The organism is Chitinophaga sp. OAE865 (assembly GCF_040546735.1).
GTDB classification, from domain to species: domain Bacteria; phylum Bacteroidota; class Bacteroidia; order Chitinophagales; family Chitinophagaceae; genus Chitinophaga; species Chitinophaga polysaccharea_A.
The window spans coordinates 4,710,831-4,736,176 of sequence record NZ_JBEPOF010000001.1 but is presented as its reverse complement, the minus strand read 5'-3'; the positions used below and the strand labels follow the sequence as shown (position 1 = coordinate 4,736,176).

Genomic DNA, 25,346 nt, shown 5'->3' with positions numbered 1-25,346 from the left:
ATGAAGTACATTGTACTGGCGTCCGGTATTTTTTTATGGGCCTGTCATTCTTCACAGAAGGTATACAAGGCGCCTGCAGTGGGAGCAGAGGCCCAGTTTGACCGCGGCCTCCGGCCAGAGAAGCACCCTAAATATCTCTTTGATAAAAAAACAATGAAAGACATGCAAAAACAGGGTACCGTAGTCACGTACTCCTCCAAACGCCATAATACCGCGCCTACTATTCCCCTGCCCGGAAAGGGCGCCAATGGAAAAGACAGTACGGGTACGGCGGCCGACAGCCTGCATATGCCCGTATCTGATAGTTTGCGGGTCCCGGCAGATTCCCTTAAAGCACCGGCAGATACCACGCATATCCCTTAACCCTTTGCTGCTGTGATGCCGTTTCCGGGTAATTCCCTACTTTTGAAGCCACTGCTTTTATTCAGCTTATGAGGAAATATTTCATTTTATGCTTGCTGCTGGCAGCGCTCCGGCAAGCCAGCGCTCAAGCCCCTTTGTATATGCCGCTGACCATTAAAAAGGCATATGATAATCAAACCCGCAGCTACAGCGGCGCCCCGGGCGCAAAGTACTGGCAGAACAAGGCCGGGTACAACATCAGGGTAGCCTTTGATCCGTCTGTTAACCGGGTATCCGGCTCGGAACAGATCCATTATACCAATAACAGTCCCGATACACTGAAGGCTGTTAACTTTAAACTGTTCCCCAACCTTTTCCAGAAAGGAGCCATCAGGAGTATGGCGGTTTCCCCGGAAGACCTTACCAATGGCGTGGTAGTAAAGAACCTGAAAGTGAATGGCGAAGCCAGGCCGCTGCCAGGTACCATTCGTGGCACCAATATGCCGCTGTATATCCCTGATCTTTACCCGGGACAGTCCGTACAGTTTGAGCTCGACTTTTCCTACACCCTCAATGAAAATACGCATATCAGAACGGGCTCGGTGGATTCCGGCGCTTATTTCATCGCTTACTTCTTTCCCCGCATTGCCGTATACGACGATATCAACGGATGGGACCAGCTCCCTTACACAGGCACTCAGGAGTTTTATAATGACTTCAGCGATTTTCGTGTAGCCATTACTGTGCCAGGCAACTACCAGGTATGGGCTACGGGCGATCTGAAAAATACCGCTGCCGTATACAACGATAAATATGTACAGCGCATCGCCGCTGCTGAAAAGAGCAACGATGTAATAGCTGTAATAGACAGCAACGACATAAGGGAGGGTAACATCAACCGCAGCCGCAGTGCCAACACCTGGCAATATGAAGCAGTTAATGTCACCGATTTTGCATTTGCCATCAGCAACCACTACTGCTGGAATGCCACCAGCGTTGAGGTAGATGCCTCCACGAAAAGGCGTACCCGCGTAGACGTAGCCTTTAACCCGGCCCATGCCGATTTCTTTGACGTAATACATTATGCCAGGGCTACTGTTGATAAAATAAGCCATCACTTCCCCAAATGGCCTTTCCCATACCCGCATGAAACGGTATTCGACGGGCTCGACCAGATGGAATATCCTATGATGGTAAACGATAACCCGCTGGCAGATAAAGCGCAAACCATAGAGCTTACCGACCACGAAATATTCCATACGCTGTTTCCCTTTTACATGGGCACCAACGAAACGCAATACGCCTGGATGGATGAAGGATGGGCTACCATAGGAGAGTGGATCATATCGCCGCTTATCGACAGCTCCATCGTGGATGATTACGGAATGTCGCCTTACAACTATATTGCCGGGAAACAGGCAGATCTGCCTATCATGACGCCCTCCAATCAGATTACGGATGCCTATGTCACCAATTCTTATCCCAAGCCTGCACTGGGCTATCTTTACATAAAAGACATGCTGGGCGATAGCCTTTTCCTGAAGGCGTTGCATTATTACATGTTGCAATGGAATGGTAAACATCCACAGCCATACGATTTCTTTTACTGCATGAACACCGGCGCCGGCAGGAATATGGACTGGTTCTGGAAAAGCTGGTTCTTCGACAACGGGTTCCCCGACCTGGGCATTACCCGTGTAACACAGAAAGATAAACAAGGCGTCGTTGAAATTACCTCCCTTGGCAATAAGCCTGTGCCCATAGATATTACCGTGTTTTTTGACGACAACAGCACCATCAGATTACACCGCAGCATCGCTGTATGGGAAAAGGGCAACAAAACAGTATCACTCCGGTTTCCATCTCCCCAAAAAATAAAAAAAGTAACCCTGGGCAGCACCTGGGTGGCAGACATCAACAAACGGGACAACGTGTACGAGGTAAAATAACCACTTACAGTTTATCGTAATATAGGCAGTATATTTTCTGGAAACTGCCGCCTACAATACCAAGGCCGCCCTGTGTATTGCTTTTAAGCTGTATGGCCTGGATAAGGCTGTTCAGCCCCGGATTACGCTTTACCTTTTCGTAGGTGAGCAGGAAATCATAATATTCTTTTGAGACAGATTTTACATATACCAGCACCCTTCCTACAGGAGCAATGGCTTCAGCGGGATTGGAACTGAGCGCGGTGGCATTGATATAAAAATTAGTAGTGAGCGGTTTACCGGATTGTGTGAACAGGATGCTGTTATAGTTTTCATTCAACCCGCCGATCTGGTTATTATCCGCATTTTCATCCTGCGTATAGCAGGGAATGCGGAGGTAATCGTTGAGAAAACTGCTGTCTTTTTTTGGATTGCAGCCTGGCAGATGTTTCACTTTCTGGTAAAGGGAATCATTCTCGCTTTTCCTGTAACGGACACCCCTGTACGAAAAAGTAGTATCGGTTATAACGCTTTGCTTCAGCGCTTCCATGACCACGTATTGCTTCACGCCTGGAATGGGATTCACTGTAAGATGAAAGCGCAGTACCGGCCGCCCGTTAAGCAGCGTGCGCACCGTATCCAGCAGGTCCACTTTAAAGGGCGGAGGGATAGAAGCCATGGCAGTAACGGTTTTCAGGCCAGGCACCATTACCTGTACTTTATAGTTCCTGCCGGCATCCAGTTTTGTTTTTCCACGGTACACGCTCATGGCATTGCTGGAATCCTTATCGTAGGTGAGTGTTTCCAGTAATTGCCCGCTTTTATCCATCAGCTGCACATCTGCATTCTCCACCAGCTCAAAACCGGTATTAATACCGGGGCCTACAGGTTTACTTTTGCCTACCCTTACTTCAGGAAAACTGTTAGCCACCAGTTCGCTGTACACTACTTCCCTGGGAACAGCATTGTTGGGAGGGAGCGGCAATTCCTGCTCACAGCCTGCCAGGAGCAGGATAGCTAAAACGGGTATGAATATAAAAAGGTGCTTCATTGATTAAAATTTAAACGTGTAGCTCAGGTATGGCAATGCCCTGAACAAACTATACTGGTATAACTGCAACGGGTATACGTCGGAATAATCAAAATACGAGAACTGGTCGAAGCTCACGATAAAAGGATTAGAGCGGTTATAGATATTATATACGCCTGCTGTGATTACATGATGAAAGCGTTTTTCATTGCCCAGGTTCAGCGTTGCGCCAAGATCCAGGTGGTGCACAGGATGCAGGCGGTAGTTGTTTAACCGGGCAATGTAAGGCAGGTAATTCACCAGGAAGGAGGAGAACGGCGTGTAGCGCTCATCCAGGTAGCCTTTGATGTTGCGGCTCCAGTCGAAATCCGGGAATATTTGTACCGGCAGCGTGAAAGGCGCGCCGGAAGCAAACTTCCATGAGGCGGACAGGCTCCACCTGGGGTTAAACCGGTATTTAAGCGCCAGGGAAAGATTATGGCGCCGGTCTTCTTTATATGGGAACATTTTACCGGCATTGAGGCGGTCGAACTGCCGCCATGCCCAAGACAAGGTATAGGAAAAGATCCCGGTAAATTTACCCTGTGTTTTTTCCAGCAGCAGCTCGCTGCCATAGTTATACCCATTGCCTGCAATCACTTTTTTCTCCCAGAGGTCAGAGTTATCAAAGATATTCAGCACCGTGTTGGTGGTCACTATATTTTTCAGCTGCTTGTAATAGAGGTTCACATTAAAGCGCCAGTGATTGTTCCATTGCCGCTGGTAGGCAAGACTGTAAGAATAAGCATGTTCCGGTTTTATATTTTCCGTGCTGGGCACCCACAGGTCGGTAGGAAGATTGATCACCGGCGTGGTAAGCTGGTGCACGAACTGGGTCATCTCAGCAAAGGAGGCCTGCAGGTATTGCGAATGGGGCAGTTTCCAGCGTAGCATCAACCGTGGCTGCAGGCTGGCATAAAAGGAAGTTTTTTGTGCAAGTGCCCCGAAATGCAGTCCAGGCCTTACCACCAGCCGGTCGTTCAGCAGGCTGAGCTCATCTTCTGCATAAGCGGAGATCTCGGACATATAATAGATAGGGGCTTTCCTTTGTGTGGCTTCTCCCGCGGAAATGTTGTTATGATAAGCCGTGGGAGCGAAATTATGATAGGTGTACCCACCCCCGAAGGAGATGTGGTGCGTGTTGCTCACCGCGTATTCCGTTTCATTCCTGATGGCAATGTCCCTGATCCGGGAAACACCTTTTCCTTTTACAAACAGGGAGTCGTAAAAGGAGAGGGGAATAATGGAGTTTTGTGTAAAGAGATTATAAAAACGGCTGTAGGTAGCGGTAGTATTGGAAAATATTTTAGGGCTCACTACCCGTGTCCACTTCACCGCAGCGGTAATATTGCTCCAGTCGAAATTGTAATCATCAAACAGCCGGATCAACTGGTTCTCGCTCCTGATAAACATTTTATCCTGTCCTTTGTAAAAGCTCACATAAATCCTGTTCTTTTTGTCGATTACCTGGTTGAGTTTAAAGTTTACATCGTAGAGATAATATTTGCCATAGTCTTTCAGCAGGGCCTTTTCATAAAACGCATCCACCAGCGACCTTCTTACTGATAAAGACACGGAGCTGCGGTCTTTTACAACAGGGCCTTCCAGCAGGAAGCTGCCTGATACGGGGCTGAGGGTAGCGCTGCCATGCCATTCCTTCATGTTCCCGTCTTTTGTACGGATATCCACTACCGATGAAAGGCGGCCGCCATAGCGGGCAGGAAAGGCATCTTTATAAAGCGATACATCTTTAACAGCATCCCCGTTAAAGATGGAGAAAAGCCCGAACAGGTGACCGGTATGATAAAGCGGAACCCCATCGAGAAGATAGAGATTCTGGTCGGCTCCGCCTCCTCTTACCAGCAGGTTGCTGCTGCTTTCCAGTGAGCTGCCGGTTCCGGGGTACAGCTGCAGTGATTTCAATACATCTTTTTCACCCAGCAGGGCAGGGAAGTTGGATACATACCCAACGGGCATATTAACATAACCCGGTTGTGTGGTAACCGTTTCTTTTTCACCGTTCACTATCACGGTTTGCAGCATGCTCCGGGGTTCCATATGAATGTCCATCTGCCCGTCGTCAGGCGGGGGCAGATGCTGGAATACGGGTTTGTAACTGATATGGGAAAACACTATGCCCTGGCAGGTATCCGGTACCTGCAGGCTATAGAAGCCATAGGCATTGGTTTCGGTTCCTTTGCGGGTCACAGGGTCATAAATGGATGCGCCGATGATCAGCTCATTGCTGTTTGCTTCCTTTACAAACCCGCTGATGGTATAATACTGCACCTGTGAAGTTTCCCTGAGCAGGAATATTTTCCCGTTGAGGGCGGCCGCCTGGATGCCGGTTCCCTGGAGAATGGTATTCAGGACGGCGCCGGTGGTTCTTTCCGTTCCGTTAAGTTGTACTTTTTTATTCAGATGCAAAAAGCTGGAACTGTAGGAAACGTTGATACCGGTTACCTTTTGCAGGTCCTGTATGTAGTGGAGGATAGTGCCCTGCCGCATGGCCGGCGTATAGCCTACATGCAGGAGATCATTGCCGTTTTGCTGTGCCCACAGGTATTGGAATGGGAACAGTAACAACAGCAGGATGCTGTAAATACGGAAATGAGGTTTTATTGGTCTACTGACTGATGACGATGGTGTCGCCTTCTTGTTGATAGTGGAAACCAAGCAATAGTTGTAATTCATGCAAAACATCATCGCAGGACTGATTCCGGAATGTGATCGTAGCTTTTTGCTGCGATGCGGTTTCCTTATATTTTTCATCAACCCTGATATCTTTTGCGTAAAAGTCGGCTAATTGCGGCAATATTTCAAGGAGTGTCTGGTCATTAAATTGCAAAATACCTGTTTTCCAGGCGATAAAGTTGAGGTTATGGTTGTTATTGGCCGACAGGAGGCCATTGCCCCATATGCCCCGCTGGCCGCTATTCAGGATCACGGCGGCGGTATCGCCTTCCACGCCCAGTTTTACACTGCCGGAAGCAACGGTAACAGCGGTGCTGTCTTTTCCCGTTTGCACGGTAAAGGAAGTGCCCAGTACTTCAACTATGGATTGGTTGGGTGTTTTTACAAGGAAAGGATGCCCCGGATCGCTGGCTATTTCGAAGAAGGCTTCTCCTTCCAGTTCCACTATACGCTGGTTATGATGATAGCCGTTGATATACCTGATAGTAGCGCCCTGGCGGAGGGTAACCATTGATTTGTCGGGTAGTTGCAGGCTTTTTATTTTACCGTCGTTCGCGGCCAGTTCATGTTTTTTAAGGGTGGAGCGTGTTTCCAGCCACCATGCGCCGGCCGTGAGCAATGCCAGGATAGCGGCTGCAGCAGCGTACCTCGTGTAAAGTATTTTTACGCGGGATGCGGGTGGTTGAATGGCCTGGCTGGCTTTTTCCCAGGCGGCTGCGGTATTGTATTGCCTTTGAGGCACAACAGCAGCAGAGGGGCTGTCGTGCCACAACTTTGCCAGTATCTCGTATTCCGCCCTGTTTCCGGGAGAGGCTTCCAGCCATTCCTGTAAGGCGGCGGATTCCGCTTCCGTACATTGACCAGAAAGATTTTTGGCAATCAGTTCATACAGGTAGGTATCAAATTGCTCCATAATACAGTGTGCTCTACTTAAATAACGCTCGTAAATATAAGAACCCTCTACAAGGGCATGAATAATTTTAGTAAAAACAGGATACTAACGGGCAGCCCGTATTGCTGTAAATACTTCCTCAATAGCTTCAGGGCCCGTCCCATATAGTTTTCCACCGTTTTGGCGGAAAGTCCCAGTTTTGCCGCTGTCTGCTGATGCGTCATACCCTGCAGTCTGCAACAGGTAAATACTTCCCTGCACTGTGGGGGCAGGTTGGCAATGGCCTCGTACACCAATTGCTCATAGTGAGGTTTTGCATTTTCAATTTCTTTTTCCCCCGGATCTTCCGAAACTTCTGCCAGCCATTCAAAGCCCTTGTTGCCTGCTTCCTCCGTGCTTTGCCTGCGTAATACGGAAATAGAGTTATTCCGGACGGCACGGAAAAGGTATGCTTTTATATTGGGTATGCCTATCAGCTGCTGGTGTTTCTCCCAAAGCTTTATAAAAGTCTCCTGCACCACATCTTCCGCTGCTGCATCATCTTTCAGGAAACTATAGGCATAGTTGCATAAGTCGTTGTACTGCGAGTGAAATAACTCTTTATATGCCTGGTAAGAAGGTGATGTAATCATTTAACCTTCAGGAAGTTTTAGTATATGAAATGATCGTTGCGAAAGTAACTATCTTTTTGAAACAAATGGCAGTTTACACATTACAGATAATAATTTTATTTGCAGGGAATGAGGAACTAAAAAAGTTTTAGAAAAGATAGAGGGGAACGGGATTTTCTGCGTTAGCAATATAATGGCCATGACCATGTTTGTTAGAAGTTAGTTTTTTTTAGTTGTGTTTTAAACCGGGGTTGCATAGAACCATATGCAACCCCATTTTAAACTGCTCTCCATTTTTCCTGTATTCTGTACTTTTTGTTAACCCCAAATTATTCAGAGCGGATTTTGTCCGACTCAGGATTATGATGAATTCTTTGATTTTTACTTTTAGTTTTTTGTTTTAGATGCCCATTTAAAATAGTTAAGGGAGATAAAGCGAATATATCCGCCTCTATCTCCCTTAACTATTATTTATAAACTCAAAAAAATAAAATCAAGGAAATCATCATACTCATCATAATCCTGAGTCAGACAAAATCCGCGCCCGCCGAAGGCGATAATTGCGTATTTTTAAATAAAACCATGTAAGATGACCGGATCGCTCACTAAACTGAAGAACGCCTACCACCTGCTGAAGAGCATTGATTTCGCCATGCTGGCCAAACTCTCCGAAAAAGTAGACTTGCCCAAAGTAATGGAATCAGTAGGAAAGATGGATGACACACAACTGAACGGCCTCATGAAAATGCTCAACAGCAGCGGGGGGAAGAAAAAAGAACTGCCTCCCATTGAAGGCGACTTCTACGACCTGGGAGCAAAGCTCAATGCGGAAGACAGGGCGTTGCAACTGAAAGTACGCGCATTCATGGAAAAAGAAATACAGCCTATAGTGAATGAATACTGGCTGAAAGCAGAATTCCCTTTTGAGATCATTCCCAAATTCAGGGAGCTGAATATCTGTGGCGTTACCTATGATGGATATGGCTGCCCTAACCGGTCGTTTCTCATGGAAGGGATCATTGCCATGGAAATGGCCCGCGTTGATGCTTCCGTAGCCACTTTCTTTGGTGTGCAAAGCGGGCTGGCCATGGGCTCTATCTATATGCTGGGCTCCGAAGCGCAGAAACAGGAGTGGCTGCCCGGTATGCAGCAGCTGAATATTATCGGCGCATTCGGGCTTACAGAACCGGAAGTGGGCTCCGGTACCGCAGGCGGACTAACTACCACGGCTAAACGGGAAGGCGATACATGGATACTGAACGGGCAGAAAAAATGGATAGGCAATGCCACCTTTGCAGATGTAATTGTTATATGGGCCAGGGATGTGGACGATAACCAGGTGAAAGGCTTCCTGCTCAGGAAAGATACGCCCGGCTTCAGCGTGGAAAAGATCCACGATAAAATGGCGCTGCGTATTGTCCAGAACGGGCTCATCACCATGAAAGACTGCCGCATTGCGGAATCCGACCGCCTACAAAACGCCTCCTCCTTTAAAGATACTGCCCGCGTACTCCGTATGACCCGCGCCAGTGTGGCCTGGGAAGCAGTGGGCTGCGCCCGGGGCGCCTATGAGAACGCATTAGCGTATACCCGTAACCGTAAGCAGTTCGGTAAACCTATTGCCGCCTTCCAGCTGATCCAGGGACACCTGGTGGAGATGCTGTCCAACCTCACCGCTATGCAAACCATGGTGTTCCGGCTGTCTGAAATCCAGGATGCCGGCGGACTGAAGGATGAGCATGCATCCCTGGCTAAAGTATTTTGCACCCTGCGTACACGCGACGTGGTAAGCCGCGCCCGTGAAGTAATGGGAGGCAATGGCATCCTGCTGGAATACAATGTGGCAAGGTTTGTAGCAGATGCCGAAGCTATCTATTCCTACGAAGGCACCAAAGAAATTAACTCCCTCATTGTGGGCAGGGCCATCACCGGCTTCAGCGCATTTGTATAAAATATCAGATCTTTTTTATAGTTTAAGTGCCCGATTGTGGCCTATGCCGCAACTAACACTTAATCCGCATCGTTATGAATTCATCAAACAGACGTAATTTTCTCAGGAATGTTTCCCTGGGAACCCTTGCTGCCATCAGCATCCCGGATATTGTTTCCGCTGCTGTGGCAACAGAGAAAGCAAAAAAGATTGCACTCAAAAAAGAAAATGTAATATTGTTCCAGGGCGATTCCATTACAGATGCAGGTCGTAAACGCGATAATGATCAGCCCAATGCAGGCGGCGCACTGGGAGGCGGTTATGCACTGATGGCGGCATCTGCCATGTTGCTGAAAAATGCAGATAAAAACCTGAAGATATATAATAAAGGCATCAGCGGGAATAAAGTATTTCAGCTGGCAGACCGCTGGGATATCGACTGCCTGGTGATCAAGCCGGATGTGCTGAGCATCCTGGTGGGGGTAAATGATTATTGGCACACGCTGAGCAATAACTACAAAGGCACGGCGCAAACCTACCGGGACGACTACGACAAGCTCCTGGCCCGTACCAGGCAACAGCTGCCCGATGTTCAGCTGATCATCGGTGAGCCCTTTGCCGTGAAAGGAGTAAAGGCCGTGGATGATAAGTGGTATCCCGCATTTGATGAATACCGTGCCGCCGCCCGTGAACTGGCAGATAAATACCAGGCCATCTTCATCCCTTATCAATCCGTTTTTGATAAAGCTCAAAAGGCAGCACCAGCTGCCTACTGGACCGGCGACGGCGTACACCCCAGCGTAGCCGGCGCCCAGCTGATGGCAGAAGCCTGGCTGCAATGCGTAAAATAAATTTTAACACATAGCAGGAACAGCTACCCTCCGGGAGGCTGTTCCTTTTCTTCACTACATGAAATTCTGAAACCCGGTTATGAAACAAATAGTTATCTTATTAATGATGATTGGAGTAAATACAACTATTGCCGCACAACAACAGCAGATCCACCTGTGGCCTGCTGCAGTACCCGGAGAAACAGCCCCTAAACAAACAGCCAAGGTAACACCGGATGGCAGCAACAATGTAACCAGGCTTACAGACGTGACAGACCCCATCCTGGAAGTATTCCCTGCCGCCAATGGTAATGGCACGGGTGTGATCATTTGCCCGGGAGGTGGCTATAATATCCTCGCCATTAACCTGGAAGGCTATGAAATAGCCGCCTGGCTTAATAAACTTGGATACACCGCTTTTGTATTGCAGTACCGTGTTCCCAAAAAAGAAGCGGGCGCCCTGCAGGATGCACAACGCGCTATACGCCTGGTACGCAGCAGGGCGGCTGAATGGAAGCTGCAGCCCGACAAGGTAGGAATGATGGGCTTTTCCGCAGGCGGGAGCCTTACCGCCAGAGCATCCACACAGTATAACGTGCACACCTATACGCCAATCGACAAAGCAGATTCATTGTCTGCCCGCCCGGCTTTCAGCGCGCTCATTTACCCCGCTTATCTTGATAAAGGAGAAAACAGGTCGCTTACTCCTGAACTGACATTAAACAGCGAAACCCCATCCATGTTCCTTTTTGCCACCGCAGATGATTTCTATGGCAACAGCGCCCTGGTAATGGCCGGCGCCCTCCGCGACGCCAAAGTACCTGTGGAGCTGCATTTCTACGCCAAAGGTGGCCATGGTTACGGTTTACGCACCGGCAACCCTGCCGGGGAAGCCTGGCCTGCACTCATGGAAAAATGGCTGAAAACTGCTGTGAAGTAAGTTTGGATAAATTATGTCTTTTCACAGGTAGCTTCGAGGGAATAATTGGTTACATTTGATCCATTATAAAACCTGTTACCATGGGAATTTTTGATAAACTCAGGAATGAATTTATTGACATTATTGAATGGACCGACGTGTCCCCTGATACCATTGTGTGGAAGTTTCCCCGCTACCAGAATGAAATAAAAATGAACGCCAAGCTCACCGTGCGTGAATCGCAGGTAGCCGTTTTTATGAATGAAGGTAAAATTGCCGACGTATTCCAACCCGGCATGTACACGCTTACTACACAGAATATGCCTATCCTTAGCACCTTGCAGGGGTGGAAATATGGCTTCAACAGCCCTTTTAAAGCCGATGTGTTCTTTGTGAGCATGCGGCAGTTCACTAACCAGAAATGGGGCACCAAAAACCCGGTAATGCTCCGCGATGCAGAGTTTGGACCGGTAAGGCTCCGTGCATTCGGCAGCTATGCTTTCCGTGTAAAAGATGCTGCACAGTTCCTGAAAGAAGTGGCAGCTACCAACCCGGAATTTACCGTGGAAGGTATCAATGAGCAACTGCGTAATCTCGCAGTTTCCCGTGGTATGGAAGCTGTAGCGGAAGCAAAGGTGCCTGTACTGGACCTGGCAGCCAACTACGAAGAAGTATCAACCCAGATCACCGGTAAAATCGGGGTTGAATTTAATGAGCTTGGACTGGAACTGACAAAGTTCCTTATTGAAAATATTTCCCTTCCGCCGGAAGTGGAAGCTGCGCTGGACAAACGCAGCAGCATGGGCATTGTGGGCAACCTGGGCGCGTATGCACAATTCCAGGCCGCAAATTCCATGGAGAAAGCAGCGGAAAACCCCTCCGGCGGCGGACTTGCAGCCGCAGGTTTAGGCGCCGGCATGGGCGCAGCCATGATGGGACAGGTAGGTAACATCTTCCAGAACAATAACCAGCAGGCCAGCACCGGCGCCGGTGCACCACCTCCGTTACCCGGTGTCGCACCATTTTTTGTAGCAGTAGATGGTAAACAGGCAGGCCCCTTTGATGGAGACCAGCTCCGTCAGCTGGCAGCTGCAGGCAACCTGAATGCACAAACACTGGTATGGAAAACCGGCATGGCTGCATGGGCCGCCGCCGGTACAATACCGGAACTGGCACCGGTATTGGCCACCGTACCACCACCATTACCTTAAACTAAGTAAACTGTCGGCATCAGAAGATGCCGGCAGTATTATATCTATACATTCCTATGTCTTTCGAGGAAAAAACAAGTGAAACAGTTAACTCGCTGAAATGCCAGAACTGTGGCGCAATCCTGCACTATGCACCGGGCACCAACAGCCTGAAATGCGAATACTGCGGCACGGTGAATCAAATTGAAAATGATACGGAGCCTGCTGCGGTACAGCCCATCGATTATGATACTTTCATTGCTTCCCAGCAAAATCATACAGAAGTTACACAACAGGCAGTAGTAGTAAAATGCACGAGCTGTGGCGCATCCACTACCATGCTGCCCAACGTAACTGCTGATTCATGCCCCTTTTGCGCATCGCCGCTGGTGGTGGATACTGCGCAAACAACATCTATCCTGCAGCCACATTATGTGCTGCCTTTCGTGGTAAGTGATAAAGACGCAGTACAGCACTTTCAAAAGTGGATGAGTAAACTCTGGTTTGCCCCGTCAGACCTGGTGAAGAAAGTAAAAGACAGCTCTTCGCAACAACTGAAAGGCATATACATTCCGCACTGGAGCTACGATACGGATACCTATACGGAATATTCCGGTTCCCGTGGTGAATATTATTATACAACAGAAAGCTATACAGTAGAAGTAAACGGCCGCACTGAAACCCGCACACGCCAGGTAAGGCATACCGCATGGTACCCGGCTTCCGGCAGCGTGAACAACAGTTTCCGGGATGTGTTGGTATCTGCCAGTCCCTCTTTGCCTTTAAAAATGGCGCAGATCCTGGAGCCCTGGCACCTTGAACAACTGAAGAAATATGATGCACGGTACCTTAGCGGATTCCGGGCTGAAATTTATCAGACCAACGCCGAACAGGGACTGGTGATCGCAAAAAAAAGAATGGACCCCGTGATCCGCGCGGAAATCTGTGACGACATCGGCGGAGATGAACAACGCATCGACGATTATGAGGTGGAGTATAATCAGCTTGGTTTGAAATACCTGCTGCTACCGGTTTGGATCAGCGCCTACCGGTATAATAATAAGCTTTATCATTTTGTGGTGAACGCCTGTACGGGTGAAGTAACCGGCGACCGTCCCTACAGCTGGATGAAAATAGTAGGGCTGATCCTGGCTGTTATTGCAGCTATCGTTATTATTTACCAGTTTGCCCAGTCGCAGTAATGCTGGCGGGGAAACTGTCCGGAATTAATTTTTGGGAGAGAAAATGTGTATCTGATCCGGGAGCAGGATATAATTTTCCAGATAAGAGAAAGGGCCGGCGTTTTTTGCCGGCCCTTTCTCTTATCTGGATTTTTTTTGCCTGTACGGTTATAATGCGCCTTGCAACAACGCATTCATCGCCTGCCAATCTCCAACAGAATTATTTTGCCTGTTTATAATTCCAAAACCATTATTTCCAAGGGAACCTTCGTCCCAGTAAAACGGAAGAAGGCCGTTAGCTTTAGCCTGTTGTGTGGCATATTTAATCCAGTATGCGCGTGAGGCAAGATGAAGACTAAGATTATTGCCGCTAAGTGAAAGCCGGCGAATAGCGCCATATTCTCCCAGTACCACCGGGATTCCTGTGTTGACAAATTTCGTTTTCATTTTCTGAAATTCTGCAGCCAGGTAGGCTTCCTCGCCCCATGTGGCATTTCGTGAGGGATCGGTGGTGGAATGAAAACCCTGTCCCCAGTAATAGAACATGGTGCCCCATGACTCATCATTTGTTAGCCCGCAGAATTGCCATGGTCCATAATAATGAACCTCTACCATCATACGTCCCGCAGTGGGATCAGACGGAAGCGTATTCATCAGCGTGGAGGTTTTGTCAATGTCGGTCGACGGGCCTTGCACCACTAATGTCCTGTAGGTGTTCCTGCCACCGGTGGAGCGGACTGCATTGATAAAGGTTTGATGGTAAGAAAGTAAGATGCTCATCTCTGTTGAGTTGCTTACCGGGGGTTCATTGGAACCAGCAAACAGCAGGTGTTCATCAAAGTCGCGCATTTTTGTAGCAATCTGTTCCCAGAATGCTTTTTGTTTTGCGATCACAGAAGCCTGCGCAGTAGAGTTGATGTTTTCGTCCAGCCATCCGCCGTCCCAATGTATGTTCAGGATAACGTATAAGCCATTATTAACGCAATACTGCACCACCTGCTGTACCCGGTTGAGCCACCAATCCTGTATTTTTGCTGTATTCTGATCTGCATATTGATTCCATGAACATGGAATCCGGATGGCTTTGAATCCTCTTGCTTTAATACTGTCAATTAAAGTTTGCGTAATCAAAGGATTTCCCCAGTAGGTTTCGCCGCCAATAGCTTCCAGCGTATTCCCGATATTCCATCCCAATCCCATCCTGGATGCCAGCTGAACGGCATTGCTGCTCATTCCTGTCGCGTTGGCCGGTTGCGGGGATGTGTTGTAGCTGGGATACGAAGTACGGGTTGGTTTAGCCATGAGCTGATTACCAGGCGATTTTAAACCGGATAGCTGCGGGGCATCATCCTCTTTTTTTGCACAGGATGTACAAAGCAGTACTGCCAATAGAAATACCCCCAGGGGGCTTGTTTTTCTGGTTTTCATAACTTCAGTTTTCATGTGGAAATGTTTAAAATATTAACTAATGGTAAGCCGGGGTCAATAAGAATAACTATAACAACAGGAGCTCCGTTGTTTAATCATCTTTCATAACAGGAATTATTATTCTGAAGATAGTACAACTACTATTTGCGGAAGGGAGTCGTATGTTTCAGATTAGGGCGTCAAATGTTCAAAATACCCCGGTTTCCGGGGCGGGACACTGGCAGCCCCCGGTATTGACGAAATAATCTGCCCCGGTGTTTTGGGCGTTACGTAGAAAACAATCTACAGCCTTTCTGAATCAGCCCGCTTTCTGCATTCTTCCCCAAACCCGCTACTGCTTTGAGTTTTATCGGATATGATATGAAGGGTACCGTTTTTGTAAAGCTTACAGGTGTAAACAGGCACACCTATTACGATTTACAAACCCAAAACAATACACAATGAAGAAACTAATAATTTTATCAGCAACATTCTTAGCCATGTGGATGACACAGTCATGTGGTAATAACGCAAAAAATCCGCAATCGGAAACCCCGGTAGACAGTGCCAAGGATGTGAATGAAACAGTTAAGCCCGTAGATGAAAAGTCATCTGAGTTCGCAGTAGAAGCTGCCAATGGAGGTATGATGGAAGTGGAAATGGGTAAGCTGGCGCAGGAAAAAGCACAGAACGCAAGAGTAAAGGCTTTTGCTACCATGATGGTGAATGATCACTCCAAGGCCAATGATGAACTGAAGGCATTAGCCAGTAATAAAGGGATCACGCTGCCGGCAGAATTATCTACAGAAACAAAAAAACACATCGATGACCTGGGCAAGAAAACAGGTAAAGATTTCGATAAAGAGTATATGAGCATGATGGTGGACGACCACGATAAAGATGTCAGCAAATTCGAGAAAGCATCAGACAATGTAACGGATCAGGACCTGAAAACCTGGGCCGCGAAAACATTGCCAACGTTAAAGGCGCACCAGGATTCCGCGAAAGCTATTAAAGATGCTTTGAAAAAATAATTATCAGTGAATCCAGAGAATAGCAAACAAAAGCTTCAAGGGCCAGCTCCTTGAAGCTTTTTTAATGCGGCAGTTTTGATTTTAATGCGCCATATATCCAGGTGCCTGCAATAGCGGTCAGCAGAGTAATGCCCACCACTGTAAAGCCCATGCCTACCTGGGCAAACAACGGACCAGGACAAGCACCCGTAATGGCCCATCCGGTACCAAAGATCAATCCTCCGAAGACCTGGCCTTTATTAAATGTTTTGGGCGCTACGTAGATGGGCTCACCCTGTATGGTTTTGATCTTAAACCGTTTGATCAGCTGCAGGGAAATGATCCCTGTAATTACCGCGGTGCCAATTACACCGTACATGTGAAATGAAGTAAGCTGAAACATTTCCTGGATCCTGAACCAGCTGATCACCTGCGCTTTTACCAGCACTATTCCGAAGAAAGTTCCAGCTACCAGGTATTTGATGTTTTTCATATCAGTTCAGCCATTTAAAAAGGTAAGGAATAAGCAGGTTGGCGCTAAAGAAGCCACCCGCCATAAAACAGCAGGTAGCCACTAAAGATGGCCACTGCAAATTGGATAAGCCCATAATAGAATGGCCTGATGTATAACCGCCCGCATAGCGGGTACCAAAGCCTACCAGTAAGCCGCCAAGAACAAAGAACACCAGTCCCTTCCAGGTGAAGAGATTGGACCAGCTGAATATTTCCGGAGGCAGCAGCGCGGAATAATCATGTACGCCATAACCCGCCAGCCGGGCCTGCGTAGCTGCAGCCACCTGGATATCATTGCCATCCTGCAGGTAATTACCTGCAATAAAGCCACCCAGCGCAATACCGGCAACAAAGAAAAGATTCCACGACTCTTTTCTCCAGTCGTACTTAAAGAAAGATATATCCGCCGGGAAACATGCCGCACAAATATGCCGCAGCGACGAAGAAATGCCAAAGGCCTTATTTCCCAGTATCAGCAATACCGGTACTGTAAGACCAATCAGCAGCCCCGACACCGACCAGTGCCAGGGCTGCTGAATAAATTTCAAAATTTGCATGGAAAAGGGATTTAGTACTTATAAAAGATCGTTATACTCCGGGTGTCTTTTCATATAGGCGTTAATGTAAGGACAGTAGGGTTTTACTTTCAGGTGGTTTTCCCTGGCGTATTCCAGCACATATTTAGCCAGCTGGCCCGCAATGCCGCGCCCCTCCAGTTCAGGAGGCACTTCCGTGTGCATAAAGGCAATGCCGCCGTGAAACAGGGTATAGGCAACCAATGCGGTATGGCCTTCCACTTCAGTTTCAAATTGATTTTTGCCGGTGTTGTTGGTAATGGTTAGTTCCATATAATGATCAGGATTTGTCTGAGAAATTGATTTTTTGTGTGCCTTTTATTCCATACCGCCCTGTTGCGCTTCATCTGAATTCATGAAAAAGCTGAGCGCCCCGGAAGGACATTGTTTAACCTGGGATATGATCTGTTCCGTAGTGGCTGCTTCCGCGTTGATCCAGGGCTTCTGGCCGGGATTGAATACCGCCGGCAACCCATGGAAACACTTCTCCGAATGGATACATACACCCGGTTTCCATACAATGGTCACCTCTCCGTTTGTGTAATGTTTGATGATGTCTTTCATGTTAAACGGCTTTTGTGTTCATAATAACAGGATTGCTCAGCACCTTGTGAACAGGGCAGGAGCGGGCTATCTGTTCCAGCCTGGCTATCTGTTCTTCACTGAGGTTTCCGGTAAAATGAAGATCGATATCAATAACGGTTGTCAGCGGGTCCGGTTTGGCGGCGCTGTTGAACCGAAGTTCAATTTCGATATTTTCCACGGGCCACTTTTTCCTGTCGGCATACATCTTAACGGTGATCGCTGTGCAGGAGCCCAGGCTGCTGAGCAATAATTCCCCCGGTTGGGGGCCTGTGTCGTTACCACCGGCTTCTATCGGCTCATCGGCCAGCCAGCGGTGATCCCTCGTATCTATTGATACCTGGTAGGGGCGGCCGGATAAACTTACTCTAACTTCCTGGTCCATATATTTTTTTACTGAAAATTATCTTTTATCCATTCTGCTGCCAATGTAACATCTTGTTGTACCAGGTTATGACCGGCAGGGATTTCAACAGCGCTTACCTTAAATCCATTGCTGCTTAAAAGCGCTGCATATGCTGCTGTAGCCGCGGGATCAACAGTACCGTCCTGCTTGCCGGAGCTCATAAATACGGGCGCCTGCCGCTGTGTTTCGAAGCTGTCCTCAATGCCGCTTAACGGCTGCATAGGACGGAATAGTACGGCGCCTGCCAGTAATTCGGGGTATAAAATAAGTACGGCGCCTGCAATATTGGCCCCGTTGGAGTAGCCAACAGCCACCAGTTTATTGATATCAAAGCCCTCTGTAACAGCTAATTTCTCCAGGAAATGTACCATTTCATGCGTTCTGAAATGTACGTCTTCTTCATCGAATACGCCCATGCCTAAACGACGGAAGAAGCGGGGCATCCCATGTTCCTGTACGTTGCCCCTGAGGCTTAATACGTTAAATCCTTTTCCAAGCGACTTTGCCAATGGCAGGAGATCTCTTTCATCCCCGCCTGTGCCATGCAACAGCAGCAACGTATAGGCGGCAGGGTTACCCACCGCCTCATATACGTACTGCATAGGTTTAAAATCCATATCAGTCCAGTTTAATCAGTTTTTTCACAATCTCTTCCCGCTGTGGCTCATACTGTGGCGGCAGCATCAGGTGTGTGCCCAGTTCTGCTGCCGGCTCATCTACAGTGAATCCCGGCACATCGGTAGCCAGTTCAAATAAAACGCCACCCGGTTCCCTGAAGTAAACAGACCTGAAATATTTACGGTCCAGCTGCGGCGTAACATTCAGGCCCCGGTCTTCCAGCAGCTGCCGGTAATGCAGTTGCATGTCATCATCTTTCATACGGAACGCGATGTGATGCACACTGCCGCCTGCTACATGCCCGCGGGGCTCTCCCTTGGCTTCCACCAGGTCGATGTAGTTAGCCGTATCACCAGCCGGGCTAACAAAGCGGTAACGGTTGGTATGATGCTTTGCCAGTTTATATCCAAACACAGATACCAGCAGGTCGGCAGTAGGTTGCACATCTTCCAGGGTAAGCGTAACATGATGGAATCCCCTTGTAGCATGTTCTTCTCCCACTTCGGCAGTGGTCCACGGTGTACGCTGATCCGGCTTTTCCGGTACTGTCAGTTCCACTTTCAACCCGTCTGGATCTATAAATGTGAGGTATATATCCCCGAACTTGGCAGAAGGCTTATTATAGATGATATTCTCTTTTTCAAATCTTTTTAACCAGAAGTCGATACTGCCTTCCGGGATACTGTAGCCTACTTCGGTAGCCATATGAGTGCCCCTGCGCCCGGCTGTAATATCTTCCCAGGGGAAGAAAGTGAGAATGGTGCCGGGTGTGCCGGTTTCATCTCCATAATAAAAATGATAAGTGTGGGGATCATCGAAGTTCACCGTTTTCTTTACAAAACGTAATCCCATCACACGGGTATAAAAATCAAAGTTCTTTTTCGCATTGCCCGAAATGGCCGTGATATGATGCAGGCCTGTTATTTCATTCATAATTCCGTTTTTTAGGTGGGCTGTTAGTCTTTGGTTGTACAAAGACTAACAGCGCGTATTCTTACTGCTTCTTAATCAATTGCACTTCCCCGTAAATTTTCACTTCATCGCCTACCATGACACCACCGGCTTCGGTAGCGGCATTCCAGGTAAGACCGAAGTCTTTACGGTTAATTTTTCCATTGATGGTAAACCCGGCTCTCGTATTGCCCCAGGGGTCTTTTACCACACCGCCGAACTCAACTGCCAGCTTAATATTTTTAGTGATGCCACGGATGGTCAGATCTCCGTACAGCTCATAGGAACCATCATTGTCAACACTCTCATACTTCGTAGTTTCAAAAATGATCTCCTTATAGGTGTTTACATCAAAGAAGTCCGGGGAGCGGAGATGTTTATCCCTGTCGGCGCTGCCTGTTGAAATGGAATCTATATCCACCGCTACTCTCACTTTGGCCGTCATAAAATCTTCTTCCTCTGTTTCTGCGTTTACGGTAAAGTTGTTGAACTTACCATTGATATTGGTGATCATCAGGTGACGGATTTTAAATCCCAGCTCACTGTGACTGGCGTCTGCTACCCATTGTTGTTTTGCCATAAGTAAATGTAGTTTTTAATGAATCAATGAATTTATAATGCCGCGTAAACCGCTGCAGGACTATATTTTAACAAGGCCAATAACTTATTGTTCAATCTTTTTCTATCACAAATATCGGGTGATAACGGTTGGGTTCAAATGGATCAAATACACTTAATGATGTACTTTTTGTGTATGCACTTAAAGGTAAGGAATATATCGGTAAGCCATTTATTATCAAATGATGTATAATTTTTTTCAAATACTTCAAACATTATGCATGAAAGATTGTTTTGAGGTGTTGAGGCAGAATCCGGTCCTTCCTGAAGTAAAGAAAACCGTATGAGATATTACCCGTTTCTAATTCTGTTACTGCCTGTATTATGTGCACATGGGCAGCAAAACGGACAACAGCTGACTTTAAAGGAATGTTACCGCCTTGCAAGGCAGGGCAACACACTGGTGCAGCAGGCCCAGCGATCCCTGAGGGCCAGGGAGTATAACCTCCAGGCCGAGAACAGGTCGTACTACCCTAAGCTGGATCTGCTGGCAGGTTATAACTATCTCGGCAAACCATTGGAAATAAACCTGCAACAGGTAAAAGACGGTGTGGTCAACGGTTCTTCCACGCAAAGCGTTAACACAGCCAATACCGTTTACCAGCAGATCACAGGGCAGCCGCTTCCGCAGAATGTGCAGGACGTGATCTATAATACCACCAAGGGAATCATCAATACCTTTTATCCTGATTACAATCCCGCTCTTGCCAGGCAATCCTATTTCACGGCAGCCCTGGCGCTGCGGCAACCTATTTACCTGGGCGGAAAAATTACAGCGGCACAACAACTGGCAAAAACACAGGTCACCGCAGGGCAGTTCAACCAGGAGGTGGTGGAAAAAGGATTGTTCTTTGCCATCAGTGCGCAGTATCTGAGGATCCTCTACCTGAATACCATTCTTGCCCATGAAGCGGTGATCGTAGCGTCTTTCAGGAAGAACCGCGACTATGCCGCTTCTTTAAAAGACAACCAGATCCTGCCGCCTTACCTGCTCAACTGGGCCAGGGTGTCTTACGTGCAGGCCACCAACCGGTACAGCAACCTGGAACTGGAAAAGGAGAATGCGCTGCTGGAGCTGAACGACCTGCTGGGGCAACCCATAGAAACACCCATTGAGATCAACGATACACTGGAATATGAATTAAAACCGGTAACTGAAACCGGGCAGCTGGAATTGCTTCGTAATAATCCCACCTACCGACTGGTAGAAAACAAAACGGACCTCGCCAATGTGGCCGTGAAGGCATCCAGGTCGCTGGCATTGCCCAATGTATTTGCTATCGGCAGTTTGAACCTGTATCAGAAAGACCTGCCGGTAACCATACCGCCGTGGCTCATCGGGGTGGAAATGCAATGGAACCTGTTTGATGGATTCCAGAAATACAAACGTACCAAAGCCAGTAAGATGCTGGTGGAAGAAGCACAGATGGCGGCGCTTAACACCAAAACCTCGCTGGAGCTGCAACTGAAGGTGGCCATGAATAAAATGAAAGCATTGCAGAATGATGTGGCCTCGCTGGACAGCGCGCGGCAACAGGCCCATCTTACCACTACACTGGTAACAGACCGTATGCAAAACCAGTTGTCGTCTGTAAAAGACGTAAACGATGCGCTGCTGCAGGAGGAGGAAATGCATAAGATTTACTATACCGCTGTAATGGGCTACTACCTTGCATTGGCGCAATACTGTAATATAATAGGTACACCGGAACAATTTGCAGAATACCTTGACAGATAAACAGACTTTTTCATGAGAGCAGTATTAAAAAATTACTGGGCGCTGCTGATCCCCATTGCTATCCTGCTGATTGCGCTGATCTTCTTTATAAAGAAGCCCGCCGCAGCAGACCGGTCAATGATAGGCATGGTAGACGCCGACTATGTAGATGTGGCGGCGGAATTCCCCGGCCGGCTGGACAGCCTCCTGGTGAAGCAGGGCGATACCATCCGCAAGGGGCAGTTACTAGGCGTGCTCCGGTCTACAGAAATCAATGCCATCCGCAACCAGGCGCAGGCAGCTATAGATGCTGCCAAAGGGCAGCTTACGCTGCTGCAGAAAGGGGCGAGGCCGGAAGCCATCAAGGCAGCCGATAATCTTTATAACATTACCCAACAGCAATATGAGCTGATGCAGAAAACCTACCAGCGCATGCAGAACCTCTTTAACGATGATGTGATTTCAGGACAGGAAAAGGACCTGGTATACTTTAAACTGCAGGCTGCCAAAAAAGAAATGGAAACAGCCAAGCTGAATATGGATATGCTGCAACAGGGCAGCCGCCCGGAGCTCATCACCACCGCTGCAGCTATTGTACGGCAGGCGGAACAGGGATATGAGCTTACCAAAGCATTATCCGATAACACCTATATTCATGCTCCTGCAGACGGTATTATTACTTCTATGGTAATAGAAGAAGGGGAGATAGTAGCTATCGGCTACCCGCTGATGACCATCCAGAAACCCGCCACGTATCATATTACCTATAACGTGCGGCAGGATGATATGCAGCGTTTCCCGCTGGGAGCCCGGGTACAGGTGCGGGTGCCGGGATGCGACCCCGAAAATTTTGAAGCCGAAGTGCACAAGGTTGCCCCCTCGCTTACCTTCGCCAACTGGGTGCCGGTAAAGGAGCAGGGCAAATTTGAACTGCGCACTTTCACAGTGGACCTGACACCTGTAAACCAGGCGGCAATCAAAGGGCTACGCCCTGGTATGACCGCCTCCATGAATCTGCCATGATGCGCTCCATTTTCCATATCATGACCCGGGAATGGAAGCGCATACTTACCCTCCCGGAACACTACATTGTATTGCTGGTACTGCCGCCGCTGGTATGCCTGCTATATGGTTATATCTATAACAACCAGTTTGCCCGCGATTTGCCGGTGGCGATCTGGGATGAGTCGCACTCACCGTTATCACGCCAGTTCACTTTTATGCTGGAGCAAACGGAGAGCATTCATGTCACGCAGCAGGTGGACAATGAAATCACTTTACAAAAGATGATGGAGCAGGGCATTGTTCAGGGCGCCATCCACTTCCCGGCAAAAATGGACGAGCATATTAAAAGCCGGCAGCCGGTGTATATCACCGTGTATACCAATACAGCGGCGGTAGTAACCGCTAAACTGATCTATAAGGATGCCGCAAAAGTACTGATCACCGCGGGTTCGGGGGTAACGCTGCAGAAGTTTGTAAAAACAGGGATGCCCGCCGGTAAAGCCATGGCACTGGTACAGCCCATCCGGCTTACTTCCTATATGCTGTATAACCCGCAGTACAATTACCAGCAATACCTGGTACCGGGATTAATTGCAGTGGCTTTGCAGATGATGATCATTATGGTAACCGTGCTGGCGCTGAACCTGGAAGAGAAAAGGGGCACCTTTGCGGAACTGCATGCCATGGCAGGTGGCTCTGCCTCCAATGTATTGCTGGGAAAGGGTTTGGCGCATCTCAGCGTTGGATGGCTGCATTATATCCTGGTAACCTGCATTGTATTCCCGCTTTTTGCTCATGGGCGGATAGGTGGCTCCTGGCCCTTGTTCCTCCTCTTCACCCTGCTGATCATAGGCTGTATCAGTATAGGGATGATGGTATCTGCCATAGTAAGTGATGTAATGGTAGCCTGCGACCTGGGACTGTTTTACACTTCGCCTGCGTTTGTGTTCAGCGGCTTTACCTTTCCCCGCTGGGCTATGCCGTGGTACGACCAGTACTACGCCTGGCTGATGCCCTTTACGCCCTTCCTGGATGGTTTCTTTAAGGTATACTTTATGGAACTGCCCATGCACTATGCGTATAAGGAGACAGGGCAATTGCTGATTTATATAGCCGTTACGTTTCCTGTTGCATTGTTTTTCCTCCAACGGAAAATGAATAAATACTCTCTACAGCATGCGTGATTTTTTCCGACATATGAACCGGTTGTTCCTGCGGGAAGTGAGGATGATAGCCGCCGATCACAGTTTGTTGCTTACGCTGCTGATAGCACCGCTCCTGTACGCTTTTTTTTATGGCAGTATATATAGTTATAAGGTAGAAGAAAAAGTTTTGCTGGCGGTAGCCGATGATGATAAGAGCGAATTATCCCGCACCTTCCTGCAACAGCTTACCAAAATGCAGATCGTGGAGGTAACCGGCGCTGCCGGTTTACAGGATGCACAGGATAAGATGTATTACGGCCAGTGCCAGGGATACCTCTATATTCCTCACGGCGTACAGAAAAAGGTGCTGGCACTGCAGCAGGCCGATATTGTACTGGCAGTGAATGCCGCACGGTTCCTGCCTTCCAGCGAACTGGCCGGCGGCATCACTACGCTGGCGCTTACCGTAGGAGCGGGGGTAAGGCTGAAGTACAATGAAATGCAGGGACTGAATTCCCAGATGGCAATGCGGGAAACCCAGCCGGTGAACCTCGACTACCGCCCGATGTATAATTCACGATCCAGCTACGGCGCTTTTCTTTTGCCCGGTCTGCTGGCATTGATACTACAGCAAACGCTGCTGATTGGTCTTTCTGAAAGTATGGCGCTCGACAAAGAGCGGGGGAAAGTGCCGGAGCTGCTGAGAACCGGCGGGGGTGGGTTGTCGGCCACCCTGTGGGGCAAAGGCCTGTTCTATATGCTGTTGTTCTGCTGCTATGCCTTTTTCTTTATGACGGTTAACTACACCACGCTGGACATTCCTTTCCGTGGACGGGTACTGGATGTGGCGGTGGTATTCTTCCTTTTCTTTCTCACCCTGATCCCGCTGGGAATGTGGCTCGGCACTATGTTCCGCAGCCAGCTGATGGCGGCGCAGATGATGGTGTTTTCCACCTATCCCGTATTCCTCATTGCCGGGTATGCGTGGCCATATGAATCGCTGCCGGTGCCATTGCAGTGGTTATCGTCCATGGTGCCCACCATGCCCTTCCTCAAAGTGTACCAGTCCATCGTGCAAATGGGCGCCACCCTGGGCGACAATATGGCTCCTGTACTGCATTTGGTGGCCCTTTCCGGGTTTTACACGTTGCTGGCATTGCTGGGATTAAGACGTTTGAATAAGCGGCAACAATCCATATCTTTGTAAGCG

At 48.4% G+C, this 25,346-nt stretch carries 25 protein-coding genes; 12 read left to right on the top strand and 13 right to left on the bottom strand.

Annotated features, from left to right (window positions below):
* Together ABIE50_RS19185 and ABIE50_RS19180 are read left to right on the top strand one after the other, a co-directional pair.
* The gene (locus ABIE50_RS19185; protein ID WP_209857849.1) at positions 1-363 is read left to right on the top strand and encodes a hypothetical protein; all 363 of its coding nucleotides are present in this window, start codon (positions 1-3) and stop codon (positions 361-363) included.
* A 68-nt stretch (positions 364-431) separates the two neighbouring features.
* The gene (locus ABIE50_RS19180; protein WP_209857848.1) at positions 432-2,291 is read left to right on the top strand and encodes a M1 family metallopeptidase; all 1,860 of its coding nucleotides are present in this window, start codon (positions 432-434) and stop codon (positions 2,289-2,291) included.
* 4 nt (positions 2,292-2,295) lie between these two features.
* Here ABIE50_RS19180 and ABIE50_RS19175 read toward each other — a convergent pair whose 3' ends face one another.
* The 4 genes from ABIE50_RS19175 to ABIE50_RS19160 are packed head-to-tail and all read right to left on the bottom strand — an operon-like array spanning position 2,296 to position 7,557.
* Complete coding sequence (locus tag ABIE50_RS19175; RefSeq protein WP_209857847.1) at positions 2,296-3,321, bottom strand: DUF4249 family protein; 1,026 nt, start codon at positions 3,319-3,321, stop codon at positions 2,296-2,298.
* 3 nt (positions 3,322-3,324) lie between these two features.
* Positions 3,325-5,925 carry a carboxypeptidase-like regulatory domain-containing protein gene (locus ABIE50_RS19170; protein WP_209857846.1) on the bottom strand — a complete coding sequence of 867 codons (2,601 nt, stop codon included), beginning with the start codon at positions 5,923-5,925 and terminating at the stop codon, positions 3,325-3,327.
* A gap of 40 nt (positions 5,926-5,965) precedes the next feature.
* Entirely contained in the window at positions 5,966-6,946 is a 981-nt protein-coding gene (locus ABIE50_RS19165) for a FecR family protein (RefSeq protein ID WP_209857845.1), read from the bottom strand.
* Positions 6,947-6,993: 47 nt separating this feature from the next.
* Complete coding sequence (locus ABIE50_RS19160) at positions 6,994-7,557, bottom strand: RNA polymerase sigma-70 factor (RefSeq protein ID WP_209857844.1); 564 nt, start codon at positions 7,555-7,557, stop codon at positions 6,994-6,996.
* A 568-nt stretch (positions 7,558-8,125) separates the two neighbouring features.
* On the opposite strand from ABIE50_RS19160, the gene ABIE50_RS19155 reads away from it, so the two are divergent.
* From ABIE50_RS19155 to ABIE50_RS19135, 5 genes are all read left to right on the top strand, one after another.
* Positions 8,126-9,487, top strand: coding sequence for an acyl-CoA dehydrogenase family protein (locus ABIE50_RS19155; protein WP_209857843.1), 1,362 nt, complete (start codon positions 8,126-8,128; stop codon positions 9,485-9,487).
* A 74-nt stretch (positions 9,488-9,561) separates the two neighbouring features.
* Positions 9,562-10,317 (top strand): SGNH/GDSL hydrolase family protein, encoded by a 756-nt coding sequence (locus ABIE50_RS19150; RefSeq protein WP_209857842.1) that lies wholly within the window; start codon positions 9,562-9,564, stop codon positions 10,315-10,317.
* 79 nt (positions 10,318-10,396) lie between these two features.
* Positions 10,397-11,236 (top strand): alpha/beta hydrolase, encoded by an 840-nt coding sequence (locus ABIE50_RS19145; RefSeq protein WP_209857841.1) that lies wholly within the window; start codon positions 10,397-10,399, stop codon positions 11,234-11,236.
* Positions 11,237-11,316: 80 nt separating this feature from the next.
* Positions 11,317-12,426 carry an SPFH domain-containing protein gene (locus tag ABIE50_RS19140; protein WP_209857840.1) on the top strand — a complete coding sequence of 370 codons (1,110 nt, stop codon included), beginning with the start codon at positions 11,317-11,319 and terminating at the stop codon, positions 12,424-12,426.
* Between the two features lie 56 nt (positions 12,427-12,482).
* Positions 12,483-13,607: a zinc finger domain-containing protein gene (locus ABIE50_RS19135; RefSeq protein ID WP_209857839.1), complete on the top strand. Its 1,125-nt coding sequence runs from the start codon at positions 12,483-12,485 to the stop codon at positions 13,605-13,607.
* 147 nt (positions 13,608-13,754) lie between these two features.
* On the opposite strand, the gene ABIE50_RS19130 is transcribed toward ABIE50_RS19135, so the two are convergent.
* Positions 13,755-15,014: a glycoside hydrolase family 5 protein gene (locus tag ABIE50_RS19130; RefSeq protein ID WP_209857838.1), complete on the bottom strand. Its 1,260-nt coding sequence runs from the start codon at positions 15,012-15,014 to the stop codon at positions 13,755-13,757.
* A 440-nt stretch (positions 15,015-15,454) separates the two neighbouring features.
* On the opposite strand from ABIE50_RS19130, the gene ABIE50_RS19125 reads away from it, so the two are divergent.
* Entirely contained in the window at positions 15,455-16,027 is a 573-nt protein-coding gene (locus ABIE50_RS19125) for a DUF4142 domain-containing protein (RefSeq protein ID WP_209857837.1), read from the top strand.
* 61 nt (positions 16,028-16,088) lie between these two features.
* Here ABIE50_RS19125 and ABIE50_RS19120 read toward each other — a convergent pair whose 3' ends face one another.
* From ABIE50_RS19120 to ABIE50_RS19085, 8 genes are all read right to left on the bottom strand, one after another.
* Positions 16,089-16,499, bottom strand: a complete 411-nt coding sequence (locus ABIE50_RS19120) for a DUF6691 family protein (protein ID WP_209857836.1) — start codon at positions 16,497-16,499, stop codon at positions 16,089-16,091.
* Between the two features lies 1 nt (position 16,500).
* On the bottom strand, positions 16,501-17,076 hold the full coding sequence (locus ABIE50_RS19115; RefSeq protein ID WP_209857835.1) for a YeeE/YedE family protein: 576 nt from the start codon (positions 17,074-17,076) through the stop codon (positions 16,501-16,503).
* A gap of 18 nt (positions 17,077-17,094) precedes the next feature.
* Positions 17,095-17,367, bottom strand: a complete 273-nt coding sequence (locus ABIE50_RS19110; RefSeq protein WP_209857834.1) for a GNAT family N-acetyltransferase — start codon at positions 17,365-17,367, stop codon at positions 17,095-17,097.
* Between the two features lie 45 nt (positions 17,368-17,412).
* Positions 17,413-17,658 carry a (4Fe-4S)-binding protein gene (locus tag ABIE50_RS19105; RefSeq protein ID WP_209857833.1) on the bottom strand — a complete coding sequence of 82 codons (246 nt, stop codon included), beginning with the start codon at positions 17,656-17,658 and terminating at the stop codon, positions 17,413-17,415.
* A gap of 1 nt (position 17,659) precedes the next feature.
* Positions 17,660-18,061: an OsmC family protein gene (locus ABIE50_RS19100; protein ID WP_209857832.1), complete on the bottom strand. Its 402-nt coding sequence runs from the start codon at positions 18,059-18,061 to the stop codon at positions 17,660-17,662.
* Positions 18,062-18,069: 8 nt separating this feature from the next.
* Positions 18,070-18,699, bottom strand: a complete 630-nt coding sequence (locus tag ABIE50_RS19095; protein ID WP_209857831.1) for an alpha/beta hydrolase — start codon at positions 18,697-18,699, stop codon at positions 18,070-18,072.
* Between the two features lies 1 nt (position 18,700).
* Positions 18,701-19,633, bottom strand: a complete 933-nt coding sequence (locus ABIE50_RS19090; protein ID WP_354028078.1) for a ring-cleaving dioxygenase — start codon at positions 19,631-19,633, stop codon at positions 18,701-18,703.
* A gap of 61 nt (positions 19,634-19,694) precedes the next feature.
* Positions 19,695-20,231 carry a YceI family protein gene (locus ABIE50_RS19085; RefSeq protein ID WP_209857830.1) on the bottom strand — a complete coding sequence of 179 codons (537 nt, stop codon included), beginning with the start codon at positions 20,229-20,231 and terminating at the stop codon, positions 19,695-19,697.
* 321 nt (positions 20,232-20,552) lie between these two features.
* On the opposite strand from ABIE50_RS19085, the gene ABIE50_RS19080 reads away from it, so the two are divergent.
* The 4 genes from ABIE50_RS19080 to ABIE50_RS19065 are packed head-to-tail and all read left to right on the top strand — an operon-like array spanning position 20,553 to position 25,343.
* Entirely contained in the window at positions 20,553-22,007 is a 1,455-nt protein-coding gene (locus ABIE50_RS19080; RefSeq protein ID WP_209857829.1) for a TolC family protein, read from the top strand.
* 12 nt (positions 22,008-22,019) lie between these two features.
* Positions 22,020-23,009: an HlyD family secretion protein gene (locus ABIE50_RS19075; protein ID WP_209857828.1), complete on the top strand. Its 990-nt coding sequence runs from the start codon at positions 22,020-22,022 to the stop codon at positions 23,007-23,009.
* Positions 23,006-24,175, top strand: a complete 1,170-nt coding sequence (locus ABIE50_RS19070) for an ABC transporter permease (RefSeq protein WP_209857827.1) — start codon at positions 23,006-23,008, stop codon at positions 24,173-24,175. Before ABIE50_RS19075 ends, ABIE50_RS19070 begins: the two co-directional genes overlap by 4 nt.
* Entirely contained in the window at positions 24,168-25,343 is a 1,176-nt protein-coding gene (locus tag ABIE50_RS19065; RefSeq protein WP_209857826.1) for an ABC transporter permease, read from the top strand. Before ABIE50_RS19070 ends, ABIE50_RS19065 begins: the two co-directional genes overlap by 8 nt.
* The last annotated feature ends 3 nt before the right edge of the window (positions 25,344-25,346 follow it).

Bases quoted from the DNA above. Each gene is read 5' to 3' on its own strand.
- ABIE50_RS19185 (WP_209857849.1), top strand. From the start codon at position 1: ATGAAGTACATTGTACTGGCGTCCGGTATTTTTTTATGGGCCTGTCAT.
- ABIE50_RS19180 (WP_209857848.1), top strand. From the start codon at position 432: ATGAGGAAATATTTCATTTTATGCTTGCTGCTGGCAGCGCTCCGGCAA.
- ABIE50_RS19175 (WP_209857847.1), bottom strand. From the start codon at position 3,321: ATGAAGCACCTTTTTATATTCATACCCGTTTTAGCTATCCTGCTCCTG.
- ABIE50_RS19165 (WP_209857845.1), bottom strand. From the start codon at position 6,946: ATGGAGCAATTTGATACCTACCTGTATGAACTGATTGCCAAAAATCTT.
- ABIE50_RS19160 (WP_209857844.1), bottom strand. From the start codon at position 7,557: ATGATTACATCACCTTCTTACCAGGCATATAAAGAGTTATTTCACTCG.
- ABIE50_RS19155 (WP_209857843.1), top strand. From the start codon at position 8,126: ATGACCGGATCGCTCACTAAACTGAAGAACGCCTACCACCTGCTGAAG.
- ABIE50_RS19150 (WP_209857842.1), top strand. From the start codon at position 9,562: ATGAATTCATCAAACAGACGTAATTTTCTCAGGAATGTTTCCCTGGGA.
- ABIE50_RS19145 (WP_209857841.1), top strand. From the start codon at position 10,397: ATGAAACAAATAGTTATCTTATTAATGATGATTGGAGTAAATACAACT.
- ABIE50_RS19140 (WP_209857840.1), top strand. From the start codon at position 11,317: ATGGGAATTTTTGATAAACTCAGGAATGAATTTATTGACATTATTGAA.
- ABIE50_RS19135 (WP_209857839.1), top strand. From the start codon at position 12,483: ATGTCTTTCGAGGAAAAAACAAGTGAAACAGTTAACTCGCTGAAATGC.
- ABIE50_RS19130 (WP_209857838.1), bottom strand. From the start codon at position 15,014: ATGAAAACCAGAAAAACAAGCCCCCTGGGGGTATTTCTATTGGCAGTA.
- ABIE50_RS19125 (WP_209857837.1), top strand. From the start codon at position 15,455: ATGAAGAAACTAATAATTTTATCAGCAACATTCTTAGCCATGTGGATG.
- ABIE50_RS19120 (WP_209857836.1), bottom strand. From the start codon at position 16,499: ATGAAAAACATCAAATACCTGGTAGCTGGAACTTTCTTCGGAATAGTG.
- ABIE50_RS19115 (WP_209857835.1), bottom strand. From the start codon at position 17,076: ATGCAAATTTTGAAATTTATTCAGCAGCCCTGGCACTGGTCGGTGTCG.
- ABIE50_RS19110 (WP_209857834.1), bottom strand. From the start codon at position 17,367: ATGGAACTAACCATTACCAACAACACCGGCAAAAATCAATTTGAAACT.
- ABIE50_RS19105 (WP_209857833.1), bottom strand. From the start codon at position 17,658: ATGAAAGACATCATCAAACATTACACAAACGGAGAGGTGACCATTGTA.
- ABIE50_RS19100 (WP_209857832.1), bottom strand. From the start codon at position 18,061: ATGGACCAGGAAGTTAGAGTAAGTTTATCCGGCCGCCCCTACCAGGTA.
- ABIE50_RS19095 (WP_209857831.1), bottom strand. From the start codon at position 18,699: ATGGATTTTAAACCTATGCAGTACGTATATGAGGCGGTGGGTAACCCT.
- ABIE50_RS19090 (WP_354028078.1), bottom strand. From the start codon at position 19,633: ATGAATGAAATAACAGGCCTGCATCATATCACGGCCATTTCGGGCAAT.
- ABIE50_RS19085 (WP_209857830.1), bottom strand. From the start codon at position 20,231: ATGGCAAAACAACAATGGGTAGCAGACGCCAGTCACAGTGAGCTGGGA.
- ABIE50_RS19080 (WP_209857829.1), top strand. From the start codon at position 20,553: ATGAGATATTACCCGTTTCTAATTCTGTTACTGCCTGTATTATGTGCA.
- ABIE50_RS19075 (WP_209857828.1), top strand. From the start codon at position 22,020: ATGAGAGCAGTATTAAAAAATTACTGGGCGCTGCTGATCCCCATTGCT.
- ABIE50_RS19070 (WP_209857827.1), top strand. From the start codon at position 23,006: ATGATGCGCTCCATTTTCCATATCATGACCCGGGAATGGAAGCGCATA.
- ABIE50_RS19065 (WP_209857826.1), top strand. From the start codon at position 24,168: ATGCGTGATTTTTTCCGACATATGAACCGGTTGTTCCTGCGGGAAGTG.